The 22,355-nt window shown below is 68.3% G+C and carries 20 protein-coding genes; 6 read left to right on the forward strand and 14 right to left on the reverse strand.

All coding sequences use genetic code 11. The annotated features are described in order from the left end of the window. Window positions 1–5: 5 nt before the first annotated feature. The 4 genes from ACT6SE_RS14210 to efp form a co-directional block, all read right to left on the reverse strand. Window positions 6–701, reverse strand: a complete 696-nt coding sequence (locus ACT6SE_RS14210) for a phosphoglycolate phosphatase (protein ID WP_014647799.1) — start codon at window positions 699–701, stop codon at window positions 6–8. Further along, on the reverse strand, window positions 698–1,414 hold the full coding sequence (gene ubiG, locus ACT6SE_RS14215; RefSeq protein ID WP_014647800.1) for a bifunctional 2-polyprenyl-6-hydroxyphenol methylase/3-demethylubiquinol 3-O-methyltransferase UbiG: 717 nt from the start codon (window positions 1,412–1,414) through the stop codon (window positions 698–700). The genes ACT6SE_RS14210 and ubiG overlap by 4 nt, the downstream gene beginning before the upstream one ends. 26 nt (window positions 1,415–1,440) lie before the next feature. Further along, a complete protein-coding gene (locus ACT6SE_RS14220; RefSeq protein ID WP_014647801.1) occupies window positions 1,441–2,784 on the reverse strand; it encodes a TRZ/ATZ family hydrolase in 1,344 nt (447 codons plus the stop codon). 206 nt (window positions 2,785–2,990) lie between these two features. After that, on the reverse strand, window positions 2,991–3,557 hold the full coding sequence (gene efp / locus ACT6SE_RS14225) for an elongation factor P (protein WP_005410381.1): 567 nt from the start codon (window positions 3,555–3,557) through the stop codon (window positions 2,991–2,993). Window positions 3,558–3,653: 96 nt separating this feature from the next. Here efp and epmB point away from each other — a divergent pair, with 96 nt between their 5' ends. Next, window positions 3,654–4,694 carry an EF-P beta-lysylation protein EpmB gene (epmB, locus tag ACT6SE_RS14230; protein ID WP_087948696.1) on the forward strand — a complete coding sequence of 347 codons (1,041 nt, stop codon included), beginning with the start codon at window positions 3,654–3,656 and terminating at the stop codon, window positions 4,692–4,694. 67 nt (window positions 4,695–4,761) lie between these two features. Here epmB and ACT6SE_RS14235 read toward each other — a convergent pair whose 3' ends face one another. From ACT6SE_RS14235 to ACT6SE_RS14245, 3 genes are all read right to left on the reverse strand, one after another. Continuing rightward, the gene (locus ACT6SE_RS14235) at window positions 4,762–6,888 is read right to left on the reverse strand and encodes a putative bifunctional diguanylate cyclase/phosphodiesterase (RefSeq protein WP_014647803.1); all 2,127 of its coding nucleotides are present in this window, start codon (window positions 6,886–6,888) and stop codon (window positions 4,762–4,764) included. Further along, the gene (locus ACT6SE_RS14240; protein ID WP_444811013.1) at window positions 6,885–7,760 is read right to left on the reverse strand and encodes a phosphate/phosphite/phosphonate ABC transporter substrate-binding protein; all 876 of its coding nucleotides are present in this window, start codon (window positions 7,758–7,760) and stop codon (window positions 6,885–6,887) included. The genes ACT6SE_RS14235 and ACT6SE_RS14240 overlap by 4 nt, the downstream gene beginning before the upstream one ends. 103 nt (window positions 7,761–7,863) lie before the next feature. Continuing rightward, a complete protein-coding gene (locus tag ACT6SE_RS14245; RefSeq protein ID WP_032956141.1) occupies window positions 7,864–8,634 on the reverse strand; it encodes an RNA methyltransferase in 771 nt (256 codons plus the stop codon). 120 nt (window positions 8,635–8,754) lie between these two features. Between ACT6SE_RS14245 and ACT6SE_RS14250 the strand changes: the two genes are divergently transcribed. Continuing rightward, window positions 8,755–9,582: an inositol monophosphatase family protein gene (locus tag ACT6SE_RS14250; RefSeq protein WP_005417749.1), complete on the forward strand. Its 828-nt coding sequence runs from the start codon at window positions 8,755–8,757 to the stop codon at window positions 9,580–9,582. Window positions 9,583–10,253: 671 nt separating this feature from the next. Here ACT6SE_RS14250 and htpX read toward each other — a convergent pair. Continuing rightward, the gene (gene htpX / locus ACT6SE_RS14255) at window positions 10,254–11,120 is read right to left on the reverse strand and encodes a protease HtpX (protein ID WP_014647806.1); all 867 of its coding nucleotides are present in this window, start codon (window positions 11,118–11,120) and stop codon (window positions 10,254–10,256) included. Between the two features lie 93 nt (window positions 11,121–11,213). On the opposite strand from htpX, the gene gluQRS reads away from it, so the two are divergent. The 3 genes from gluQRS (at window position 11,214) to phaR (ending at window position 13,609) form a co-directional block, all read left to right on the forward strand. Then, window positions 11,214–12,134: a tRNA glutamyl-Q(34) synthetase GluQRS gene (gluQRS, locus tag ACT6SE_RS14260; RefSeq protein WP_041863637.1), complete on the forward strand. Its 921-nt coding sequence runs from the start codon at window positions 11,214–11,216 to the stop codon at window positions 12,132–12,134. A 17-nt stretch (window positions 12,135–12,151) separates the two neighbouring features. Continuing rightward, window positions 12,152–12,892, forward strand: a complete 741-nt coding sequence (locus ACT6SE_RS14265) for a beta-ketoacyl-ACP reductase (protein ID WP_014647808.1) — start codon at window positions 12,152–12,154, stop codon at window positions 12,890–12,892. A gap of 183 nt (window positions 12,893–13,075) precedes the next feature. Continuing rightward, a complete protein-coding gene (gene phaR / locus ACT6SE_RS14270; RefSeq protein WP_041864232.1) occupies window positions 13,076–13,609 on the forward strand; it encodes a polyhydroxyalkanoate synthesis repressor PhaR in 534 nt (177 codons plus the stop codon). A gap of 74 nt (window positions 13,610–13,683) precedes the next feature. On the opposite strand, the gene ACT6SE_RS14275 is transcribed toward phaR, so the two are convergent. The 6 genes from ACT6SE_RS14275 to ACT6SE_RS14300 form a co-directional block, all read right to left on the reverse strand. Continuing rightward, window positions 13,684–14,646, reverse strand: coding sequence for a TraB/GumN family protein (locus ACT6SE_RS14275; protein WP_046431744.1), 963 nt, complete (start codon window positions 14,644–14,646; stop codon window positions 13,684–13,686). A gap of 2 nt (window positions 14,647–14,648) precedes the next feature. Further along, the gene (locus ACT6SE_RS14280) at window positions 14,649–15,578 is read right to left on the reverse strand and encodes a DUF1684 domain-containing protein (RefSeq protein WP_046431746.1); all 930 of its coding nucleotides are present in this window, start codon (window positions 15,576–15,578) and stop codon (window positions 14,649–14,651) included. A gap of 11 nt (window positions 15,579–15,589) precedes the next feature. After that, window positions 15,590–17,494 carry a DNA mismatch repair endonuclease MutL gene (mutL, locus tag ACT6SE_RS14285; RefSeq protein ID WP_046431747.1) on the reverse strand — a complete coding sequence of 635 codons (1,905 nt, stop codon included), beginning with the start codon at window positions 17,492–17,494 and terminating at the stop codon, window positions 15,590–15,592. A gap of 146 nt (window positions 17,495–17,640) precedes the next feature. Further along, on the reverse strand, window positions 17,641–19,209 hold the full coding sequence (locus tag ACT6SE_RS14290; protein WP_046431749.1) for an N-acetylmuramoyl-L-alanine amidase: 1,569 nt from the start codon (window positions 19,207–19,209) through the stop codon (window positions 17,641–17,643). Between the two features lie 82 nt (window positions 19,210–19,291). Then, a complete protein-coding gene (gene tsaE, locus ACT6SE_RS14295; protein WP_014647814.1) occupies window positions 19,292–19,774 on the reverse strand; it encodes a tRNA (adenosine(37)-N6)-threonylcarbamoyltransferase complex ATPase subunit type 1 TsaE in 483 nt (160 codons plus the stop codon). Further along, window positions 19,771–21,255, reverse strand: a complete 1,485-nt coding sequence (locus ACT6SE_RS14300) for a bifunctional ADP-dependent NAD(P)H-hydrate dehydratase/NAD(P)H-hydrate epimerase (protein ID WP_046431751.1) — start codon at window positions 21,253–21,255, stop codon at window positions 19,771–19,773. The genes tsaE and ACT6SE_RS14300 overlap by 4 nt, the downstream gene beginning before the upstream one ends. 23 nt (window positions 21,256–21,278) lie before the next feature. Between ACT6SE_RS14300 and queG the strand changes: the two genes are divergently transcribed. Then, the gene (queG, locus tag ACT6SE_RS14305; protein WP_046431754.1) at window positions 21,279–22,349 is read left to right on the forward strand and encodes a tRNA epoxyqueuosine(34) reductase QueG; all 1,071 of its coding nucleotides are present in this window, start codon (window positions 21,279–21,281) and stop codon (window positions 22,347–22,349) included. The last annotated feature ends 6 nt before the right edge of the window (window positions 22,350–22,355 follow it).

Consider the following 22,355-nt stretch of genomic DNA (forward strand, 5'->3'; position numbering starts at 1 on the left):
ATTCCTTACGGCTGGGCCGGGGCTGCCGGCCGGGTCGGCCAGAGACTGGCCAGTTGCAGAAGTTCAGCGTTCTCGACCAGCACGTCGGCCTGCCAGGCCAGCGGATCGTCGCTGTGCAGGCGGTAGCCCCACAGGGCTGCCACCGACGGCATGGCCGCGGCCCGCGCGGCGATGATGTCGCGCTCGTCGTCACCCACGTACACGCAGTCTTCGGCGGCAACGCCAATGGCCTGCGCAGCGTGCAGCAGCGGCAGCGGGTGAGGTTTGCGCTCGGCCAGGCTGTCACCGCCGACCAGCACTGCGCAGCGCTGCTGCCAGCCGTGCTGCGGCAGGATCAGCCGCGCCAGGTACTCGGGCTTGTTGGTGACGATGCCCCATACGGTGCCGGCGTCATCCAGCGCGGCAAGCATGCCGGCCACGCCATCGAACAGCACCGCGTGTTGGCCGATCAGCGCTTCGTAGCGCTGCAGGAATTCCGGAATCAGTGCATCTCGCGCAGCGGCATCCAGGTCCGGGAAAGCGGCCCCGACCATCGCGCGCGAGCCCTTGGATACCACCGGGCGCAGCACCGCCGGATCGATCGGCGCACGACCACGCTCGGCCAGCATCGCGTTGCAGGTGGCGACGAAGTCCGGCGCGCTGTCCAGCAGGGTGCCGTCCAGGTCGAACAGCACCGCACGCGGGAAGCGGGCGGCGGTCATGCCGGCTTGACCGCGTAGGCCAGGTAGTTGATGTCGGTGCGGCTGCTCAGGCGGGCATGGTTGCGCCACGGCTCGTAGGCCATGCCGCTGACATCCACCAGCTGCAGGTCGGCCTCGCGCAGCCAGCGCGCCAGCTCGGCCGGCTTGATGAATTCCTGGTAGTGGTGCGTGCCCTTGGGCAGCAGGCGCGCCACGTACTCGGCGCCGACGATCGCCACCGCGAACGCGGCGGCGGTGCGGTTGATGGTCGACAGGAACAGGTGGCCGCCCGGCTTCAGCAGGCGCTTGCAGGCCTCGATGATCGCGCCCGGGTCCGGCACGTGCTCCAGCATTTCCATGCAGGTGACCACGTCGAAGCTGCCCGGCTGCTCGGCGGCCAGATCCTCGGCCGCCTGCACCCGGTAATCGACCTGGGCGCCGCTTTCCAGCGCATGCAGGCGCGCGACCTTGACCAGCTCCGGGGCCAGGTCGATGGCGGTGACGTCAGCACCGGCCTGGGCCAGCGCTTCGCTCAACAGGCCGCCACCGCAGCCGATGTCGAGCACGCGGGCGCCGCGCAGCGGCACGCGGTCAGCCACGTACTGCAGGCGCACCGGATTCAGCGCATGCAGCGGCTTCTGCGGGCCGTCAGCGTCCCACCAGCGGTTGGCCAGCGCAGCGAACTTGTCCAGCTCGGCCTGATCGAAATTTGAGGAAGCGTGGGGGGCAGTCATGGGGGATGTCCTTGCGGCGCCAGGGTTCAGGCGCGGATATGGCGGATGCGCTCGCGCCACTGGCGCGCGTTGGCGATGATGCCCGGCAGGTCCATGCCGACCAGCTCGCGCTGCACCAGCTTCGGCTTGCCGGCGATCCAGACATCGCTGACCTGCTGGCGGCCGGTGGCGTACACCAGCTGCGACAGCACGTTGTGCAGCGGCTGTGTTTCCAGCGCGGACAGATCAACGCAGACCAGGTCGGCCTGCTTGCCGACTTCGATCGAGCCGATGCGGTCGCCGAAGCCCAGCGCGCGTGCGCCACCCAGCGTGGACGCGCGCAGCGTGGTTGCCGCGTCCAGTGCAGTGGCGTCGTCGGCCACGGCCTTGGCCAGGATCGCCGCGGTGCGGTTCTCGCTGAACATGTCCAGGTCGTTGTTGCTGGCGCAGCCATCGGTACCGATTGCCAGGTTCACGCCTGCGCGCTGCAGGGCGCAGGCCGGGCAGAAACCGGAGGCCAGCTTCAGGTTGGATTCCGGGCAATGCACCACGCTGACGCCACGTTCGGCGCACAGGTGGATTTCCGCATCGGTCAGCTGGGTCATGTGCACCGCGATCAGGCGGTCGTTGACCAGGCCGAGCCGATCCAGCCGCGCCAGCGGGCGCTGGCCGTGCAGCCTGATCGAATCGTTGATTTCCTGCGCGGTCTCGTGGGTGTGCAGGTGCACCTGCATGTCGAGCTGGTCGGACAGCATCCGTACCCGCTCGAAGTTGGCATCATTGACCGTGTAAGGCGCATGCGGCGCGAACGCGGTGCCGATCAGCGGATCGGTGCGCCACTGGTCGTGCAGTTCACCGGCCTTGGCGAAGTACTCGTCGTCGGTCTTGGCCCAGGCGGTGGGGAAATCGATGATGACCGCGCCCACCAGCGCGCGGAAACCGTGTTTCTTGTAGACCGCGGCCTGCACGTCGCCGAAGAAGTAGTTCTCGTTGGCGCAGGTGGTGCCGCCGCGCAGCATCTCGGCGATGGCCAGGGTGGTACCGTCGGCAACGAATTCGGGGCCGATCACCGCCGCTTCCACCGGCCAGATGTGCTGCTGCAGCCAGGTCATCAGCGGCAGGTCGTCGGCAACGCCGCGCAGCAGGGTCATCGGGTTGTGCGTGTGCGCGTTGACCAGGCCCGGCATCAGCGCAGCCTCGGGTCGGCTCACCACCTGGGTGGCGCGGAAGCGTGCGCGCGCCTCGGCACGCGGCAGGATGGCCACGATCTCGCTGCCACGCACGGCAACGGCATGGTCTTCCAGCACCACCGCATGCGGCTCGATCGGAACGACGTAACCGGCTTCGATGAGCAGGTCGCAGGCTTCGGGGAGGTGCGGGCTATCGCTCATGCGGGCTCACTGGCTGTGGGGGCGGCGAGATACTTCTGGGGACACGCCCCTGAGTAAGGGGCTGCCGCGAAGCGGCGGGGTCTGGAGACCCGTGAAGCGGGGCCCATGATCTGCCGAAGCAGATCATGGGAGCGCCAGCGCGAATGTGCTGGCGCGTACCCGGCCAGCGGCCGGCACTACCGCAAGGTCGGCCTATGGCCGGAACCTTACTTGACGCGTGCGGAGTATTCGCCCGAACGGGTGTCGACGCGGATCACTTCGTCCTGGTTGACGAACAGCGGCACGCGGACCACGGCGCCGGTTTCCAGGGTGGCCGGCTTGCCGCCGCCGCCCGAGGTGTCGCCACGGACGCCCGGATCGGTTTCGGTGATCTTCAGTTCGACGAAGTTCGGCGGCTGCACGAAGATCGGCTCACCGTTCCACAGGGTGACCACGCAGGACTCTTCGCCCTTCAGCCACTTTTCGGCGCCGCCCATGCCGGCCTTGGTGGCCTGGACCTGCTCGAAGGATTCCGGGTCCATGAAGTGCCAGTACTCACCGTCGCTGTACATGAAGTTCATGTCGGTATCGACGACGTCGGCTGCATCCAGCGAGTCGGTCGACTTCATGGTCACTTCCTGGGTACGGCCGTCCTTGATCAGGCGGTACTTCACGCGGGTGAAGGCCTGGCCCTTGCCCGGCTTGACGTATTCGGTGTCGATGATGACGGCCGGTTGGTTGTTGACCAGGATCTTCATCCCGTTCTTGACGTCGTTCATGCCGTAGCTGGCCATGCGTAAACTCCTGAGTGGCAAAAACGCCGCGGGTGCGGCGAGCCGTTAGAATGGAAAGCCCACCGGGTGCCGGTGGGCGACTGTTTTTCTGCCCCCATGATAACCGCAGGCCCCCTCTCCATGCAGCTTTCCGCCTTCCCCCGGCCCCAGTCGCCAGGCGCGCCCGCGCGCTGGCAGCAGCTCTGGCGCCAGGCGCTGCGCGACCCGCACGCCCTGCTGGCCCGGCTGCAGCTGGACCCGGCCGCGCTGGGTGTCTCGGAGGCGGCCATTGCCCAGTTCGCGCTGCGCGTGCCGGAGGGCTTCGTGGCGCGCATGCGCGTGGGCGACGCGGCCGACCCGCTGCTGCGCCAGGTGCTGCCCGTCGACGAGGAAATGCGCCCGGCACCCGGGTTCAGTTTCGATGCGGTGGGTGATGGTGCCGCCAGGAAGGCCACCGGCGTCATCCAGAAGTACCGTGGACGCGCCCTGCTGGTCGCCACCGGCAGTTGCGCGATCAACTGCCGCTACTGCTTCCGCCGCCACTTCGACTATGCCGCGGAAAACGCCGCCAAGGGCGGCTGGCAGGAGGCCGTAGCGGCCATCGCGGCCGACCCGGACATCGACGAGGTCATCCTGTCCGGCGGCGACCCGCTGTCACTGGCCACGCACAAGCTGGCCGAGCTGACCGATGCGCTGCGCGCGATCCCGCACATCCGCCGCCTGCGCATCCACACCCGGCTGCCGATCGTGCTGCCGGAGCGCGTGGACGAGGAGCTGCTGGCCTGGCTGGGCAGCCTGCCGTGGCCGCTGGCGATCGTGGTCCACGCCAACCATGCCAATGAGTTCGACGCCAGCGTGGACGCTGCGATGAGCCGCCTGCGCGGCGTCGGCGCCCAGCTGCTGAACCAGGCCGTCCTGCTGCGCGGGGTCAACGACAGCGTGCAGGCCCTGCAGGACCTGAGCGAGCGCAGCTTCGCCGCCGGCGTGCTGCCCTATTACCTGCACCAGCTGGACCGGGTCGAGGGCGTGGCCCACTTCGAAGTGGACGACAGCCAGGCCAAGGCGCTGATTGCCGGCCTGACCGCACGCCTGTCCGGCTACCTGATCCCCAAGCTGGTGCGCGAACTGCCCGGCGACCCGAGCAAGCGCCCGCTGTAATTCCGCAGGGGGTCAGATCCCTTTTTCCTGCGGAAAAGGGATCTGACCCCGACACAACAACCGTCGGTCAGAGACCCGATTCGATCATCCGCACCACTTCGGTGGCGGTCACCGGGTGGCTCAGCCAGTAGCCCTGGCCAAGATCGCAGCCGCGCTGCACCAGCAGTTCGAACTGCGCCTGCTGCTCGATGCCTTCGGCCACCACCGTGATGCCCAGCGCGTGGGCCATGGCGATGATGGCCGTGGTCAGTGCCAGATCGTCGGGATCGCGCTGCATGTCGGCCACGAAACTCTTGTCGATCTTCACGCCGTCCACCGGCACCTGGCGCAGGTGGCTGAGACCGGAGAAGCCCGTTCCGAAATCATCCAGCCAGACCTTCACGCCAGTGCGGTGCAGCTTGTCCAGCAGCTGCGCGGCAACCATCTCGTCGCCGATCACTGCGGTTTCGGTCAGCTCCAGGTGCAGGCGCGAGGCCGGTAGCCCGGACTCATGCAGGCACTGTGCAACCAGCGCCGGCAGCTCGCCGCCGCGCAGCTGCCGCGGTGATACGTTCACCGACACGAACAGATCGTCGCCGCCCGCACCCCGTGGCCACTGCGAGGCTTCCATGCAGGCCGCACGCAGCACCTTCGGGCCGATGATCTCGATCAGCCCGCTCTGCTCGGCCACTTCGATGAACACCGACGGCGGAATCGTACCCAGGGTCGGATGCTGCCAGCGCAGCAGCACTTCGACGCCGACCATGCGGCGGTCGCGCATGCGGAAGATCGGCTGGTAGGCCAGGCGCAGCTCGCCGCGCTCCCAGGCCCCGCGCAGTTCCTGCTCCATGTGCACGCGGCGCTCGACCGCATGGTCCATCGCCCGGCTGTAATGGCGGTAGCAGTTCTTGCCGGCCATCTTCGCCTGGTACATGGCGATGTCGCCGTTCTTCAGCAGCGTGGTCGCATCGGCGGCATCGTCCGGGAACAGGGTCACGCCGATCGAGGTCCCCAGGAACAGCTCCCTGCCCTGTACCACCAGCGGCTTGCCCAGTTCGCGCACCAGCACCTCGGCCAGCAGCCGGGCGTTCGCGGCCACGTCGCCATCGCCGACCAGGATCACGAACTCGTCGCCGCCGAAGCGGGCCAGCAGCGCCTCATCGCCTCCCGCTTCGGCGACCGCGCGCCCGATGCGCTGTGCGAACTGCAACAGCGCTTCGTCACCGGCCTCATGGCCAAGGGTATCGTTGACGCGCTTGAAGTCGTCGATATCGGCGAACAGCAGGCCCAGCCGATGATTGGATGCGCGCGCCGCCATCAGGCGATGGTCCAGTGCTTCCCGGAACGCCAGCCGGTTGGTCAACCCGGTCAGCGCATCGGTATAGGCCATGCGCCGCACCTCGCGGTCATGGCGGGCGATGGAATCGCGCATCCGGGCAAAGCCGCGCACCAGCTCGCCGACCTCGTCATTGCGGGTGTTCTCGGCCAGCGGCGCCTGGTAGTCGCCAGCCTCGATGCGGCGTGCCGCAGCGGCCAGGTCCCGGATCGGCGCCACCAGGGTGCGCTGCACGTACAGGATCACCGCCACGCCGATCACCACCAGCAGGCCCAGCATCAGCAGCAGCCAGCCCAGGTGGCGGCTGCCGACCTGCTGCAGGCGCTCGCCGAGCGTGGCATTGGCTGCCTGTTCGCGCTGCTGCACCTCGTCCAGCGCCATGCCGACGCGGACGCCGCCGATGCGCTGGTTGCCGACCATGATCGGCATGGTGTTGTCGAGCACCTTGGGCGATTCCTGCACCACCAGCGCCTGCGCCACCGCGGCCTTGGGAGCGAGCGGGTCGGCCATCGGCTGGCCGAAGCCGGACACCTCGATCGAGCCGTCATGCACCAGCCGGCCACGGTCGTCGAACACCAGCACATAGCGCACGACCGGCTGCCGTGCGGTGCTGCGCACCAGCGCACCGACCTGGTCCAGGTCGCGGTAGTACAACGGGTTGGCCAGCGCGTCGGACAGCTCGCGCGCCATCGCTTCGCCGCGGCTGCGCACGCTGCGGTCGAACAGTTCATGGATGACGCCACCACTGAGGTTGCGCACCTCGCCCTGCATCGCCGCCTGCCGCCCCAGCAACACTGCCAGGATCGCCACCACCACGACCATCGCCCCGCCCATCGCGAGCAGGAACCGGGCCTGCATTCCCGAGCCGAGCCACTTCATTCCACTTCCATCCGCACGCGCGTCAATCCTTGTTTCAATTCATCCAGCCGCTGCTGCGCATGCGCATCGACGCGGTGGAAACCGGAAGTACCGAAAAACCGATGCAACGCCCCCTGCGCCTGCGGGTCACTGGCCGCCTGCAGCAGGACGTCCTGCAGCCGGTCACGCACCCGCGGGTCGAGGCCGGCGCGCACCATCTCCACCGCCCGCGGGTAGGGCCTGGTGCGCAGCAGCTCGCGGAAGTCGCGCCGGAATGCCGCCGGCATCCGTCGCTCGTCGTTCCAGTCCACGCTGCTCACCGCCCCCACGTCAACCACGCCCTTGTGCACGAACGTAGCGATGTTCAACTCGCTGCGCGCGAACACATACCCCACACTGTCCCGGCCCGGCATGTCCCACACGCCGGCCAGGATCTGCGGCGCGAGCCCCTCCTGCAGCAGCGTCATCACCGGCACCAGGTAGGCACTGGTGGACGCCGTGTTCTGCAACGCCAGGCGATGCCCACGCATATCCTGGATGCGCTGGACCGGACTGTCGCGGCGCACGAAGAACACGGTCTGGTACTCACGCACGCCATTGCGCTCGGTCAGCAACAACGGCCGCGCGCCACTGCGCTGGCCGAGTGCCACCGCCGTACCCGACGTTTCCGTGACCCAGTCGACCCGCCCCCGCCGCAGATAGCTGGCCATCTGCTGCGGGTCGCGCGCCATCAGGATCCGCCCCTCCTTGATGCCGACGTCATGCATGCGTGCCACCACATAGTCCAGCAACGGCTGCAGCTGCTCGTAATGGGCCTTGGGATCATCGCTGATCCGGCCCAGCACCAGCACCGGGTCCGGTGCTGCATGCACCGTCCCGGCCAGCAGGATCATGACCAGGCTCAGCAGTCCCCTCTGCACTGCCCTTCGCAGACCCGACACAGGCTTCATCCCCCCTGGGTATCCGGACAGACTACCCGAAAAAATGAGAACGTCGTCAGCTGTCCTTGTTGCCCGCTTGTGCCAGTCGCGCCATGCGCTGGGTGTCGGCCAGGATGCCGCGCAACAGGCGCACTTCCTGCTCGCTCGGCTCGCTGCGCAGGAACAGGCGGCGCAGCTTGCGCATCGCTGATTCCGGTGCGCGGCCCTTGTGGAAATCGATCTCGTCCAAGGTGTCGCCGAGCTGGGCGAAGAAGCTCTCCATCTGCTCATGGCTGGCGGCCTGTTCGCGGAAACCCGGCTCGGCGTCGGCGGCCGGCTGCGCGCCCAGCAGCTGCATGCGCGTTTCATAGGCCAGCACCTGCACCGCGGCTGCCAGGTTGAGCGAGCTGAACGCCGGGTCGGATGGAATATGCACCGCCGCATGGCAGAGCTGCAGTTCCTCGTTGGTCAGCCCGGTGCGCTCGCGACCGAACACCAGCGCCACCTCGGCGCCCTCGCCCGCCTTGGCCACCGCACGGGCGGCGGCATCGGCCGGCAGGTACTCCTCCAGCTGGACGCGGCGGGCACGGGCGGTGCAGCCCAGCACCAGTCGGCAATCGGCCACGGCCTCGGCCAGGGTGGCCACCACCGGGGCGTCCCCCAGCACGTCTTCGGCACCGGCCGAGCGGCGGAAAGCCTCCTCGTCCAGCGGTTTTTCGGGGGCGACCAGCACCAGGCGAGCCAGGCCCATGGTCTTCAGGGCACGGGCGGCAGCGCCCATGTTGCCGGGGTGCTGGGTACCGACCAGGACGAATCGGAGGCGGGTGGCGGCGGGAAACTGGGACATGAACAGGGAAAAGGTCGAGCTGGACGATGACCAATGGTAAACTGTGCGGCCGGCCACTGCGCCGGACCCGCTCTTTTCCCCCGCCAGTCCATCTCTTCTGCCTTTCCGGGAGCCCACGCCATGCAGAAACCCGCCGTCACCGTCATGGTCAAGGCCGCCCGCCTCGCCGGCAACGTCCTGTTGCGCAACATCAACAAGCTCGAGGCACTGAACGTGGTGCAGAAGGGCCGGATGGACTACGCCAGCGAAGTGGATGCGGACGCGGAAAAAGTCATCGTCAAGGAACTCAAGCGCGCTTACCCGGACTACGGCATCTTCGGCGAAGAAGGTGGCGTGCAGGGCGAGCGCCGCCAGATGTGGGTCATCGACCCGCTGGACGGCACCAGCAATTACCTGCGCGGCGTGCCGCACTACTGCGTGTCGATCGCCCTGGTCGAGAATGGCGAACCGACCGATGCGGTCATCTTCGACCCGCTGCGCAATGAACTGTTCACCGCAAGCCGTGGCGCTGGCGCCGTGCTGAACGACCGCCGCATCCGCGTGGCCGATCGCAAGGACCTGGAAGGCACGATGATCCACACCGGCTTCGCACCGCGCGAGCGCAGCCGTGCCAGCGCCCAGCTGAAGGCGGTTGACGCCCTGCTGGTGCACGGCGAGGACATCCGCCGCACCGGCTCGGCCGCACTGGACCTGGCCTACGTGGCCTGCGGCCGCGCCGACGCCTACTTCGAAGCCGGCGTGAAGGCGTGGGACATCGCCGCCGGCCTGCTGCTGGTCCGCGAGGCGGGTGGCAAGGTCTGCGACTTCAAGGGCGCGACCCTGGGCCGCATGGACAACCGTGGCCCGGAGACCCACCAGATCGTGGCCGGCAACCTGAAGGTGGCCGAGTCGCTGCAGAAGGTGCTGGTCAACACCGGCTATGCGGCGGAGTTCGACGCGAAGTTCTGAGGTTTCGCGTAATGCGGTTCATGGAGACGGCACCTGCGAGGGTGCCGTTTTCGTTTGTGCGCACGGAGAGTCGTTTCCGCGACCGCGGAGGGGTGTCACTTTCTTTGCTCGTGCAAAGAAAGTAACCAAAGAAACACGCCGCCAGGGCGCGAGCCGATGCTACGCATCGGTACCCTGCGCTCCTCGGCCCGTCGAGGGACGGTGCGGGAACTCGCTGCGCTCAGACACCCGCACCTCTTCGCCCTCGCCGGACCTGCGGTGCTCGGCTCGCTCAAGGCGGACCCAAGGTCAAATGCCACAGCTGCACCCAGTAAATCCACGCCACGTGTGGATGCTGTTGTTCTTGATCTTGATCTTGATCTTCCAGTCCGCCTTGAGCGAGCCGAGCATCGCAGGGGAATCAGGGGCGAAGAGGCGCCGGTGTCTGAGCGCAGCGAGTTCGGCGCCGTCCCCTGATTCGCCGAGAAGCACAGGGAACCGTCGCGCAGCGACGGCTCGCGCCCCGGCGGCGTGTTTCTTTGGTTACTTTCTTTGCACGAGCAAAGAAAGTGACACCTCCCCGCAGGCGCGGAAACGATCCGCCGGGCACGATCCGGCATCAGCAATGCATCGCGCAAACAAAAACGCCCGGCGCGGGGCCAGGCGTTCCTGCACTACCGTGGAGCGGTGGCTTACGCCGCCGTCGACGCCCGCAGCGCGGCGATGCGCTCTTCCAGCGGCGGATGGCTCATGAACAGCTTCTTGGCCGTCGAACCGGAAATGCCGAAGGCGGCAATCTGGGTCGGCAGCGTGCTCTGGCCGTGGTTGAGCTGCAGGCGCTCCAGCGCGGCGATCATCTTCTGGCGGCCCGCCAGCGAGGCACCACCCGCATCGGCACGGAACTCGCGATGGCGCGAGAACCACATCGAGATCATCGTGGCGAACAGGCCGAACACCATCTCCAGCACGAACACGATGATGTAGTAGGCGAAGCCGCGGCCGCCGCCTTCGCGGTTGCCCGACAGCGCGCTGTCGATGATGCCGCCGACCACGCGGGCCAGCACGATCACGAAGGTGTTCAACACGCCCTGCAGCAGTGCCATGGTGATCATGTCACCGTTGGCGACGTGGGCGATCTCGTGGCCCAGCACCGCTTCGGCCTCGTCTTCACTCATGTTGTGCAGCAGGCCGGTGGACACCGCCACCAGCGCGTTGTTGCGGTTGGCACCGGTGGCGAAGGCATTGATCTCCGGGCCGTCATAGACCGCCACCTCGGGCATGCCGATGCCGGCCGCCTTGGCCTGCCGCTCGACGGTGGCCAGCAGCCAGCGCTCAGTCTGGTTGCGCGGCTCGGTGATCACCACCGCACCGGTGGAGCGCTTGGCCATCCACTTGGACAGCAGCAGCGAGATGAAGGAGCCACCGAAGCCGAAGATCGCGGCCATGACCAGCAGGCCACTCATCTGGCTCGGATTGACCCCCAGCAACGACATCACGATGCTGGCGAGGATCAGGACCGCGAAGTTGGTCGCCAGGAACAGGGCAATGCGGGTAAACATGGGAAAATCCGGCTCGGAAGGGGTCGATACCAGTCAATTTGCGGTGTGGTCAGCTTGAATTCAAGCGCCAACCTGACCGACGATTCAGCCAGCATGACCTCCCCCATTTCCTGCGGCCGCTTCGCGCCCTCGCCGACCGGCCTGCTCCACCCCGGATCCCTGCTTGCCGCCTTCGGCAGCTGGCTGCTCGCCCGCCATCACGGCGGCCTGTGGCGGCTGCGCATTGAAGACGTCGATCCGCCGCGCACGGTGCCTGGCGCCGCGGAGGCACAACTGCAGGCGCTGGCCGCCTTCGGCCTCACCCATGACGGCCCGGTCCTGTGGCAGAGCGCGCGCGGGGAGGCCTACCAGGCCGCGCTCGACGTGCTGCTGGCCAGCGATCTGGCCTTTGTCTGCCACTGCAGCCGCAGCGAACTGGCCGCCAGCGGCGGCATCCACCACCGCTGCGTTGCGCGACAGCCACGACCGGACCCTGCCGTCCGCTTCCGCGTGCCACGCGGCAGCATCGTGCACTTCAATGATGGCCTGCGCGGGCCGCAGCACCAGGACGTGCATGCCGAGGTTGGCGACTTCGTGCTGCGCCGTGCAGATGGCTGCTGGGCCTACCAGTTGGCCGTGGTGGTCGATGACGCCGAACAGGGCGTGACCGAAGTGGTGCGCGGCGCCGACCTGCTCGATTCCACCGCGCGGCAGATCCTGCTGCAGCAGGCGCTGGGCCTGGCCGTGCCACGCTACTGGCACCTGCCGCTGCTGCTCGATGCACCGGGGCACAAACTGTCCAAGTCGCTGGCGTCGCTGCCGGTGGACAGCACGCGGCCGGTGCCGGTATTGCGCGCGCTCTGGCAGCTGCTGGGCCAGGCGCCTGCCGCACTGGACGGCGCCGATGACCGGGATGCGCTGCTGGAGGCTGCGCAACGGGCGTTCGACCCGGCGCGGCTGCCGCGGACCGACATCCTGTTGCCGGCCGGCGCACTTTCCGCGCCGATGTTGCAGAATCCCCCTTCCCCCACCTGATACCCGGACAGCACTCCATGACATCTCGCGTCGCACTGGTCACCGGCGGAACCGGCGGCATCGGTACCGCCATCTGCCAACGCCTGGCCGACCAGGGCCACCGGGTCGCCACCAACTACCGCGACGAGGCCAAGGCCCGCGCCTGGCAGCAGGCGATGACCGAGCGCGGCTACCACGTGGCGATCTTCCCGGGCGATGTCTCCGATCCGGACAGCGCCGAAGCACTCGTGCGCGCCGTCGAGGCCGAGCTGGGCCCGGTCGAGATCCTGGTCAACAACGCCGGCATCACCCGTGACACCACCTTCCACCGCATGCGCGCGGACCAGTGGCACGATGTGATCAACACCAATCTCAACTCGGTGTTCAACGTCACCCGGCCGGTCATCGAGGGCATGCGCCGCCGCGGCTGGGGCCGGGTCATCCAGATCAGCTCGATCAACGGCCTGAAGGGCCAGTACGGCCAGGCCAACTACGCTGCGGCCAAGGCCGGCATGCACGGCTTCACCATCTCGCTGGCCCGCGAGAACGCCGGCTTCGGCATCACTGTCAACACCATTTCGCCCGGCTACGTCGCCACCGACATGGTGATGGCGGTTCCGGAGGACGTGCGCGCCAAGATCATCGCCGACATCCCGACCGGACGCCTCGGCAAGCCGGAAGAAATCGCCTATGGCGTGTCCTTCCTGGTGGCCGAGGAAGCCTCGTGGATCACCGGCAGCAACCTGGACATCAACGGCGGCCACCACATGGGCTGGTGAGCCGCGCAGGGGGGCGCCGCGGCATGCACCGGCGGCCCCTGCCGATGGTCATGCTGCGCAGCACGCAAACCCTTGTTGCGCAACATGATCGCCCCTGAAAGCCAAGCCTGGCGGGGGCTGGAGCGGTTGCAACCGCTGCTGCACTGCGCCATGCTGCGCGTCTACTGTGACGAGTACCGCTTCATGGCTGCGACCCGCATCATCAAGAAGTATCCGAACCGCCGTCTCTACGACACCGAGATCTCCAGCTACATCACCATCGAGGACGTGCGCCAGCTGATCCTGGACGGTGAAGACTTCGAAGTCCGCGACGCCAAGAGCGGCGACGACCTCACTCGATCGGTCCTGCTGCAGATCATCGCCGACCAGGAACAGGACGGCGAACCGATGCTGTCCACCCAGCTGCTGAGCCAGCTGATCCGCTTCTACGGCGATTCCCTGCAGGGCTTCATGGGCAACTATCTGGAGCGCAGCATGCAGGTCTTCCTCGACCAGCAGCAGCAGTTCCGCCAGCAGATGGGCAACCTGCTGGGCCAGACCCCGTGGGCGATGATGAATCAGCTGACCGAGCGCAACCTGGAGTTGTGGCAGGAATTCCAGCGCAGCATGGGCAGCGGTTTCGGTGGCCCGCGCCCCGGCGGTACCGGAACGGGAACCGGCACCGGCAACAAGCCCGGCGAACCGGGCACCGGCACCGGCGGCAAGACCCGCCGCTGAACGGCAGCTACGGCTGATACGAAAACGGCGCGCCCCTGGCGCGCCGTTCTGTTTGGCATCGCGCCAACGATGCGTCAGCGTTTCGCCTTGCACCCCGTGCACACGCGCTCGACCTTGTAGCCCTTGGCCTTCAGCTTCTCGACCACGCCATCACTGCCCAGCAGGTGCAGCGTGCCGACCACCACCAGCGTACCGCCCTGCCCGGCCTGCAGGTACGGCTGCAGCTTCGGCACCCAGGCATCGTTGCGCCCGGTGTTGATGCGCTGGTACAGCTGCGGATACTGCTGGCGCATCTCCGCCGCCATCTTGGTCCACAGCAGGCGCTCGTCGCCGCGACGCCATGCATCATGCAGCAGCCGCGCCTGCTCATCGGCCTTGCCGGCCTGGTCCAGCGCTTCGGCCAGCATCTGCCGCTGCTCCTGCACCGTCATCCCGTCAAGCATGCCGATCTGGGTATCGATGTCCTCCAGGCCCGCCGTCTTGCGGCCGGTCTTCTGCGCACGCTCCATGAAGTGGCGGTCCAGGCCCAGCGCCGGGTCCAGGCCCAGTTTCTGCATCTGCCCGACCGAAATGCTCAGGCCGACAAACCAGGCCTTCATGCCCTGCATCTGCGCCAGCGGCAGCTGGTTCTGGGCAGCAAAGGCCTGCAGCTTCTGCCAGGTCGGCGCATCCAGATCACGCTTCAGCTCGCTGCCATCGGTGCGGGTCGCGGCCTGCACCATGCGGCTGGCCAGCTGCGGCGACTGCATGTCTTCCGGCGACAGCTCGAACACCACCCGCTGCGAGGCCTCGAACGCCTGCTCGACATCGGGCGACAGCGGGTAGTCCTGCGGCTTCAGCAGGTGGAACGACCCCAGCAGGTAGACGCGTGCATCGCCCGGGCCGGTGACTTTCCACAACAGCGGTACGGGCGGCTTGGCCGCCGCGGCGGTCGCGGCCGCAGCCGTGGTGCCCGGCGCATCGCGGGCAGTGGCCAGGGGTGCCATCGCGCACGCCGCCATCAGCAGCGCGGCACGGAACGGGTGTTTGATCGGCATGGTCAGCCTTCTCCTTCAGGCAGGTGGTACGCCTTCTCGCCCGCTTCCACGCGCAGGTCCAGCCGGTTTTCCGGTGGCGCCAGCGGACAGGTGGCGTAGGCGGTGAACGCGCACGGCGGGTTGTAGGCATGGTTGAAATCGATGCGCACGGTGCCGTCTGCGGCGGGCGCATCGGTATCCAGGTAGCGACCGGCCGGATAGCTGCCGCGGCCGCTGGTGCGGTCGGCGAAGATCAGGAACAGCGGCTGCCCGGGCGCACCGATCGCTTCCAGCCGCCAGCTGCGGCCATCGCGTTCGAACTCGACCGCGCCGGCATTGGGCATCTCGGTGGTCAGGCCGGTGATGTCGACGATCGGCAGGGTCTTGCCCGGCGGGTGCGCGATGAAGCGCGCCTGCACCTGCCAGTCCACGCCGCCCGGCCAGTACTGCAGGCCGGCAAAGTCACGCCGCGCAGGCGCATCGGCATGCTTGACCCGCAGCGCGTCCCGCGGCCCCCGGCGGATGATGCTGAGCTGGCCCTTGCCGCCATCGAAGGCCAGCAGCGTCGGTTGCGCGTCCTTGTCGGTGTCAACGCGGATGCGGCCGCGCACCGGCAGGCCATCATGACTGACATCGACACCGGCTTCAGGCGTGAACCACCACTGCGTCCCTTCGCGACGCAGCAGGCCCAGCTTGTCCGGGCCAACCGTCAGGCGGATGCCGTTGGTAGCGCCGCTGCCAACGAAATGCGATTTGTTCTGCAGCCAGTGCAGGCCCACCAGCGCCGTCCAGCCATCGGGCCGGGTCAGGTCCTGGTAGCGCGCTACACGCCATTGTTGCTGCGCGGCCGCGTGGGCCGGATCTTCAGCGGCCGTCGGCACCGGCGGTGTTGCCGGGCTGCAGGCGGCCAACACCACGGCGGCCAGCAGGCCCGCCATTCCCCGATAACGCATCGATGCTCCCCTCAACGTCCGCGCAGGAACCAGCGGTCGATCTCCGCCAGCGAAAAACGGGCCCAGGTCGGTCGGCCGTGGTTGCACTGGCCGGACCGTTCGGTGATTTCCATGTCGCGCAGCAGCGCGTTCATTTCCGGCAGGGTCAAGCGCCGGTTGGCACGCACCGCGCCGTGGCAGGCCATGGTCGACAGCAGTTCGTCGCGTGCACTGGCCACGCGGCGGCTCTGGCCATGCTCGCGCAGGTCGGTCAGCACGTCGCGCAGCAGCCCTTCCGGTTCGGCATGCGCCAACAATGCCGGAATACTCCGCACGTGCAGCGAACCGGGGCCGGCACGGGTCACCTCGAAGCCGAGCACCGCCAGGGTTTCAGCTTCGCTCTCGGCGGTGTCGGCCTCGCGCTCGCCCACTGCCAGCGTGATCGGCACCAGCAACGGCTGCGACTGCAGGCCGATGCCATCGTGCGCGTTCTTCAGGCGCTCGTAGCCGATGCGTTCGTGGGCCGCATGCATGTCGACCACGATCAGGCCTTCGGCGTTCTCGGCCAGGATGTAGATGCCATGCAGCTGCGCGATCGCATAGCCCAGCGGCGGCACGCCTGCGTCGGCACTGGTGACCGGCAGTCCGTTCTCGGTCGGCATCGGCGGCAGCGCAGCACCGCGCTCGGCGCCGGCCGGTGCGGCATACAGCGCGGCATAGGCAGCCGGTGCATCGGCCACCTGCAGGCCCAGCGGCTGCTGCGGGCGCCATCCGGAGAATCCGCCACCACCACCTCCCGAGCCGGCACCCGGCGCGGGCCCACGCACCAGCCCGAATCCCGACGCGCCTGCGCTCGATGCCATCGGCATGGCCGTGGCATCCACCGGCTGCGCAGCACCGGCACCGATCTCCTGCGCCGACATGCCGGCGCGGGTATCGGCCAGCGCATCCTTCAGCGTGCGGTAGACAAAATCATGGACCAGCCGCGAATCACGGAAGCGCACTTCGTGCTTGGCAGGGTGCACGTTGACGTCGACGCGGGTCGGATCCAGTTCCAGGAACAGCACATAGGCCGGCTGGCGGCCGTGGTACAGCACATCGCCGTAGGCCATCTTCACTGCGTGGGCGACGCTGCGGTCACGCACCGAGCGACCGTTGACGTACAGGTACTGCTGGTCGGCGCTCGCGCGCGAATAATGCGGCTGCGCGATCCAGCCATGCAGGCGCAGTCCGGCACCGCTGTGGTCCACGCGCACGGCCTGGTTGGCGAAATCCTCGCCCAGCGTTTCGGCAAGGCGTGTATCGGAATACAGATCGCCCGGCTTGTAACGACGCGAGGCCTTGCCGTTGTGCGACACGCGCAGCTCGACATCCGGCCGTGCCAGCGCCAGCGAACGCAGCCACTCTTCGATATGGCCCAGTTCGGTGCGCTCGGCGCGCAGGAACTTGCGCCGCGCCGGCACGTTGTAGAACAGCTCGCGCACTTCCACCGTGGTGCCCGGCGCGTGCGCGCGCGGGGTCACCTCGCCGATCTTGCCGCCTTCGATCTGCAACGCCGAACCGTGCTCGTCATGCGCGCGGCGCGAGGCCAGGGTGAAGCGGCTGACCGAGGCGATCGAAGGCAGCGCTTCACCGCGGAACCCCAGCGTTGCCACCGATTCCAGATCGTCCAGGTCGGCGATCTTGCTGGTGGCGTGGCGCGATACCGCCAGCGGCAGCTGCTCCGGTGCGATGCCGCTGCCATTGTCACGGATGCGGATCAGGCGCACACCGCCCTCTTCCAGATCGATGTCGACACGGTTGGCGCCGGCATCGATCGCGTTCTCGACCAGTTCCTTGACCACCGACGCGGGCCGTTCGACCACTTCGCCAGCGGCGATCTGGTTGATGAGGATCTCCGGCAACGGCCGGATCGGGCGCGGACCGGGCGCGCTCATGGGAGGTGATGGGCAGCAGACTTCATGGGTCGATGATAGCGGAGCTGCCGAGGATAGAGTCGAGCCATGCTCGACTGCGGGCTACCGACAAGGCCCAGTCGAGCGCGGCTCGACTCTACGGAAAGCAGTAACCCGCCTTCGGCGGCTTACTTGCTGCCGCCGGCCATGGTGCCGGCCGCGTCGATCTCGGCCTGGGCGCGGGCCGCATACAACGTCCCCGGCGGCGGCTGGCGGCTGAAGAAGGTGTGCACGCCATCCAGCACGGCGCCAGCGATCTTGCGCTGGTACGCCGGGTCCATCAGGCGGCGCTCTTCATCCGGATTGGAGATGAACGCGGTTTCCACCAGCATCGCCGGCATGTCCGAGGTGCGCAGCACCGCGAAGTTGGCGCGCTCGATGTTCGGCTTGTGGTTGTTGCCGATCCGCTTCAGGCCGCCCAGCACGTGGCCGGCCGCGTCTTCGGACGCCTTCATGTAGCCGCTCTGCGCCAGGTCCAGCAGCACGTTGGCCAGGGTGCCTTCGGTCTGCTGCAGGCGCACGCCACCGACCAGGTCGGCCGCGTTTTCCTTGTCCGCCAGCCAGCGGGCGCGCTGCGAAGAGGCGCCCTTGGTCGACAGCACGTAGACCGATGAGCCCGTGGCCGAGCGGTTTTCGGCCGCGTCGGCATGGATCGAGATGAAGATGTCCGCCTTGTTCGCGCGCGCCTTCTGCGCACGCATCGGCAGCGGAATGAACACGTCGCTGTCGCGCGTCAGGTAGGCCTTCAGGCCTGGCGTGGCGTTGACCTGGCGGGCCAGCTCGCGCGCCACTGCCAGAGTGACATCCTTCTCGCGCTTGCCGGTCGGGCCGATCGCACCCGGGTCCTGGCCGCCGTGTCCGGGATCGATCGCCACCACCAGGTGGCGCATGCCGGCCTGCATGCGGATACGCGACGCATCGCTGGGCATGACAGGACGCGGCGGTTCCACCGGCGTCGGTGCCGGTGTAGGCACGGTGGCCGGCGGCGTGGTCACCACCGCTGCGGTGCGCTGGCCGGCGAGGATCGCGGCCGGCGAGGACGACGGCGTGCTGCTGGCGGTGACACCGGCCGCAGCAACCTGGGCCGGCGCGGTGGTTGGTGCCGGGGTCGGCGTGGCCGGTGCGGCGGCAGTGGCGCTGGCCTGCTGCTGTACCTGTGCGGTCAGCAGGGCCGTGGCACGCGCGGCATCGGTGCGCGACTGCGCGCTCTCGGCCGGAGTCGGTACTGGTGCAGCTCCCGCCGCGGGCGCCTGCGGCTGCACGGCTGGCGTCGCCGCCGGGCGGCTGCTGGCCACGGCCGGGCCATCGCCCGGCCATTCGATCACCAGCTTGGATTCATTGCCCTCGCGCTGCATCTGCGGGCGGAACGGCGCCACCGATTCGGCGAGGTCGAAAACGACGCGGAACGTGCCCGGGACCGGCTGTCCGGTACGCACCGCCGTGACCACGCCCTGCGCGGCCGGCATCTTCAGGTTGCGTATGGCGCTGGAGTCGGGGAAATCGACCACCAGGCGGTTCGGGCCGGCCAGCGACAGGGTCTTGTAGCCGCCACTGCCGACCAGCGAGATCTCGGCACGGGTGCCGGTAGCGCCGGTGTTCAGCAGGACCTGTCGGACTTCACCCGCCCACGCACTGACGCTCGCCAGACCCAGTCCGACGGCGGCACAGATGGCGATGAGACGGTTCCCCGGGCGCATGGCTCAGGATTCAATCACCGCGCTGAACGGAATGCAACACCTTTTTCCTTAATAATCCGTAACCTGCCGGTCTTTGTTCTCGTCAGCCGACAGAAATGGCCTGCAAGTCGCCCCCTTGCGGCAGCCGTTCCAGCCATTCACGTCCTACGTCGCTGGCCCCAGTGAGACGGACGCGTCGTCCCTGCCCGTCGATCTCCAGCGCCACCACCAGGTCGGTCGGCGGCAGCGCGCCGGCGCCCCGTTCCGGCCATTCGACCAGCCACAGCACCGCGCTGCCCTCGTCCAGGCCGAGGAAATCCAGCTCACCGGCCTGGCCGATGCGATACAGGTCCAGGTGCCACGCCTCACCGCCACTGGCCAGCGGATAGCGCTCGACCAGGGTGTAGGTGGGGCTGCGGATCGCGCCCTGCACGCCCAGCGCGCGCAGCAGCGCGCGGGCCGTGGTGGACTTGCCGGCACCCAGGTCGCCGCGCAGTTCGATCAGCGCCTGCGGCGGCCGGGTGGCCGCCAGCCACTGCCCGAGCAGTTCGGTGGCGTCGCTGTCGGCAAGGAAGAATTCGGTCATGGGGAGAGGTCCGGGTTGGCCAGTCGCCGCAGCGGCGCCAGCAGATCAGTAGGAAGCAGGCCGCGCGCGCCATCGGCGGCAGCTGCATCGCCCGCCAGCGCATGCAGCAGCGCGCCCGCGGCCGCGGCATCGAAGGCCGCAAGGCCCTGCGCGCGCAGGCTGGCGATGATGCCGGTGAGCAGGTCGCCCATGCCTCCCACGGCCATCCCTGGGTTACCGGCAGCGATCAACCGGGGCGTTTGCCCAGGCGCTGCCACGATGCTGCCAGCGCCCTTCAGCACCACCACGGCATGGAAGCGCTCGGCCAGCATGTGCGCACAGGTGTAGCGGTCGGCCTGGATTTCAGCCGTGCTGCAGCCGAGCAGGCGCGCGGCCTCGCCCGGGTGCGGTGTGAGAATGGCATCGGGCAACGCGCGCGGATCCTGCGCCAGCAGGTTCAGGGCGTCAGCATCGACCACCAATGGCTTGTTGCTGGCCAGCACCCGCGCAAACAAGGCGCGTGCCCATTCGTCCTGGCCCAGACCGGGCCCGATCGCCACCACCTTCGCCTTGTCCAGCAGCGCCGGCAGCACATCGCCATCTTCCAGTGCATGGGTCATGGCCTCGGGCAACCGGGCCAGCAGTGGACCGACGTGGTCGCGGCGGGTGCCCAGGCTCAACAGCCCCGCACCCGCGCGCAAGGCGGCTTCGGCCGCCATCGCGATGGCACCGCCGCTGCCATGGTCGCCGCCGACGCACAGCACGTGCCCGGATTCGCCCTTGTGGGTATTGGCGCGGCGCGGTGGCAACAGGGCCCGCAACCGCACCTGCGTCCAGTGCTCCGCAGCGGGTACCACGCCTTGCCAGGCCGCCGCGGGCAACAGCAGGGGCGCCAGGACCTTCTGCCCGCAATGATCCAGCGCATCGCCGGAATACAGCCCGCGATGCGCCACGATGAACTGCAGGGTCAGTGCAGCGCGCACTGCTACGCCCGGCACCGCCCCACGGTCGGCATCGACGCCACTGGGAACATCCAGCGCCAGCACCGGCGCAGTCTGCGCGTTGAGCGCGGTAATCAACGCCTGCGCCGTACCCTCCGGCGCGCGATCAAAGCCCAGCCCGAACAGGGCATCGACCCAGACGTCGGCCTCGGGCAGCATGCCGTCGAAATCGGTGATGGTGCCGCCGCCGGACCTGAATTCAGATGCTGCACGCTGTGCCAGCGCGGTCGAGGGCGGCCTGCCCGGCAGGGCGATCACTGTCACCCCGCGCCCGGCCTGCAGCGCGTGACGGGCCAGCACATGGCCATCGCCCCCATTGTTGCCAGCGCCGACCACCACGCCGATCCGCCGCGCCTGCGGCCAATGCTGCAGCAGGCACTGCCAGGCGGCCTGGCCGGCCTGCGCCATCAGGCCCCAGCCGCCGTCGGCGGCCAACGCCGAGGCCTGCGCATCAAGCGCACGCGCGGCAGCGGAATCGAACAGATCGGCAAGGTTGGCCATGCAGGGATTTTATACTGGTGCACATGTCCCCCGCCCCCACCCCTGTCGATCCGGTCCAGGCCGTGCAGCGCATCCGCGACCTAGCGCGTGCGCATGGCTTCCAGCGCTGCGGCATCGCTGGTATCGAACTGGGCGAGGATGAAGCGCACCTGGCCGACTGGCTGGGCCAGGGCCTGTACGGCACGATGGACTGGATGGCGCGCCACGGCACCTTGCGCGCGCGACCGGCCGAGCTGCTGCCCGGCACCGTGCGCGTGATTTCAGTGGGCATGGACTACAGCCACAAGGACGACACCGAAGCCTGGGCGACCCTGGCCGACCCGGGCCGCGCCTACGTGGCGCGCTACGCGCTGGGCCGCGACTATCACAAGCTGATGCGCAACCGCCTGCAGAAGCTGGCGACGCAGATCAACGATGAAGTAGCGCCACTGGGCTACCGCGTGTTCGTCGATTCCGCCCCCGTGCTGGAACGCGCACTGGCGCGCAACGCCGGCCTCGGCTGGATCGGCAAGCACACCTGCCTGATCGACCGCCATGGCGGTTCATGGTTCTTCATCGGCGAGATCTACATCGACATCCCGTTGCCGATCGACACGCCGGCCACGGCGCACTGCGGCACCTGCACGCGTTGCATCGATGTCTGCCCGACCCAGGCCATCACCGGCCCGCAGCGGCTGGACGCGCGGCGCTGCATTTCCTACCTCACCATCGAGCACGACGGCGCCATTCCCGAAGACATGCGTCCGTTGATCGGCAACCGCATCTACGGCTGCGACGACTGCCAGCTGGTCTGCCCCTGGAACAAGTTCGCCAAGCGCACCGACGAAGCCGATTTCCGCGCGCGCAACAACCTCGATACCGCGCGCCTGGACCAGCTGTTCGCCTGGGACGAGGCCGAGTTCCTGCGCCGCACCGAGGGCAGCCCGATCCGCCGCAGCGGGCACGAGCGCTGGCTGCGCAACATCGCCGTGGCACTGGGCAACGCACCGTCCTCGGCCGAAGCATTGGCCGCATTGCAGACCCGCGTCGATGATCCCTCGCCGCTGGTGCGTGAACACGTGCAGTGGGCGCTGGGCCAGCACACGGCGCGCTGACGTGCG

Origin of the sequence: Stenotrophomonas sp. LC732 (assembly GCF_052446685.1) — a bacterium.
Classification (GTDB): Bacteria; Pseudomonadota; Gammaproteobacteria; order Xanthomonadales; family Xanthomonadaceae; genus Stenotrophomonas; species Stenotrophomonas muris.

Excerpts from the sequence above, each read along its gene's own strand:
- queG (WP_046431754.1), top strand. The coding sequence starts at position 21,279 with ATGTCCCCCGCCCCCACCCCTGTCGATCCGGTCCAGGCCGTGCAGCGC.
- tsaE (WP_014647814.1), bottom strand. The coding sequence starts at position 19,774 with ATGACCGAATTCTTCCTTGCCGACAGCGACGCCACCGAACTGCTCGGG.
- ACT6SE_RS14250 (WP_005417749.1), top strand. The coding sequence starts at position 8,755 with ATGCAGAAACCCGCCGTCACCGTCATGGTCAAGGCCGCCCGCCTCGCC.
- epmB (WP_087948696.1), top strand. The coding sequence starts at position 3,654 with ATGATAACCGCAGGCCCCCTCTCCATGCAGCTTTCCGCCTTCCCCCGG.
- efp (WP_005410381.1), bottom strand. The coding sequence starts at position 3,557 with ATGGCCAGCTACGGCATGAACGACGTCAAGAACGGGATGAAGATCCTG.
- ACT6SE_RS14290 (WP_046431749.1), bottom strand. The coding sequence starts at position 19,209 with ATGCGCCCGGGGAACCGTCTCATCGCCATCTGTGCCGCCGTCGGACTG.
- mutL (WP_046431747.1), bottom strand. The coding sequence starts at position 17,494 with ATGAGCGCGCCCGGTCCGCGCCCGATCCGGCCGTTGCCGGAGATCCTC.
- ACT6SE_RS14235 (WP_014647803.1), bottom strand. The coding sequence starts at position 6,888 with ATGAAGTGGCTCGGCTCGGGAATGCAGGCCCGGTTCCTGCTCGCGATG.
- ACT6SE_RS14245 (WP_032956141.1), bottom strand. The coding sequence starts at position 8,634 with ATGTCCCAGTTTCCCGCCGCCACCCGCCTCCGATTCGTCCTGGTCGGT.
- ACT6SE_RS14275 (WP_046431744.1), bottom strand. The coding sequence starts at position 14,646 with ATGCCGATCAAACACCCGTTCCGTGCCGCGCTGCTGATGGCGGCGTGC.
- gluQRS (WP_041863637.1), top strand. The coding sequence starts at position 11,214 with ATGACCTCCCCCATTTCCTGCGGCCGCTTCGCGCCCTCGCCGACCGGC.
- ACT6SE_RS14280 (WP_046431746.1), bottom strand. The coding sequence starts at position 15,578 with ATGCGTTATCGGGGAATGGCGGGCCTGCTGGCCGCCGTGGTGTTGGCC.
- ubiG (WP_014647800.1), bottom strand. The coding sequence starts at position 1,414 with ATGACTGCCCCCCACGCTTCCTCAAATTTCGATCAGGCCGAGCTGGAC.
- ACT6SE_RS14220 (WP_014647801.1), bottom strand. The coding sequence starts at position 2,784 with ATGAGCGATAGCCCGCACCTCCCCGAAGCCTGCGACCTGCTCATCGAA.
- phaR (WP_041864232.1), top strand. The coding sequence starts at position 13,076 with ATGGCTGCGACCCGCATCATCAAGAAGTATCCGAACCGCCGTCTCTAC.
- ACT6SE_RS14265 (WP_014647808.1), top strand. The coding sequence starts at position 12,152 with ATGACATCTCGCGTCGCACTGGTCACCGGCGGAACCGGCGGCATCGGT.
- ACT6SE_RS14210 (WP_014647799.1), bottom strand. The coding sequence starts at position 701 with ATGACCGCCGCCCGCTTCCCGCGTGCGGTGCTGTTCGACCTGGACGGC.
- ACT6SE_RS14300 (WP_046431751.1), bottom strand. The coding sequence starts at position 21,255 with ATGGCCAACCTTGCCGATCTGTTCGATTCCGCTGCCGCGCGTGCGCTT.
- ACT6SE_RS14240 (WP_444811013.1), bottom strand. The coding sequence starts at position 7,760 with ATGATCCTGCTGGCCGGGACGGTGCATGCAGCACCGGACCCGGTGCTG.
- htpX (WP_014647806.1), bottom strand. The coding sequence starts at position 11,120 with ATGTTTACCCGCATTGCCCTGTTCCTGGCGACCAACTTCGCGGTCCTG.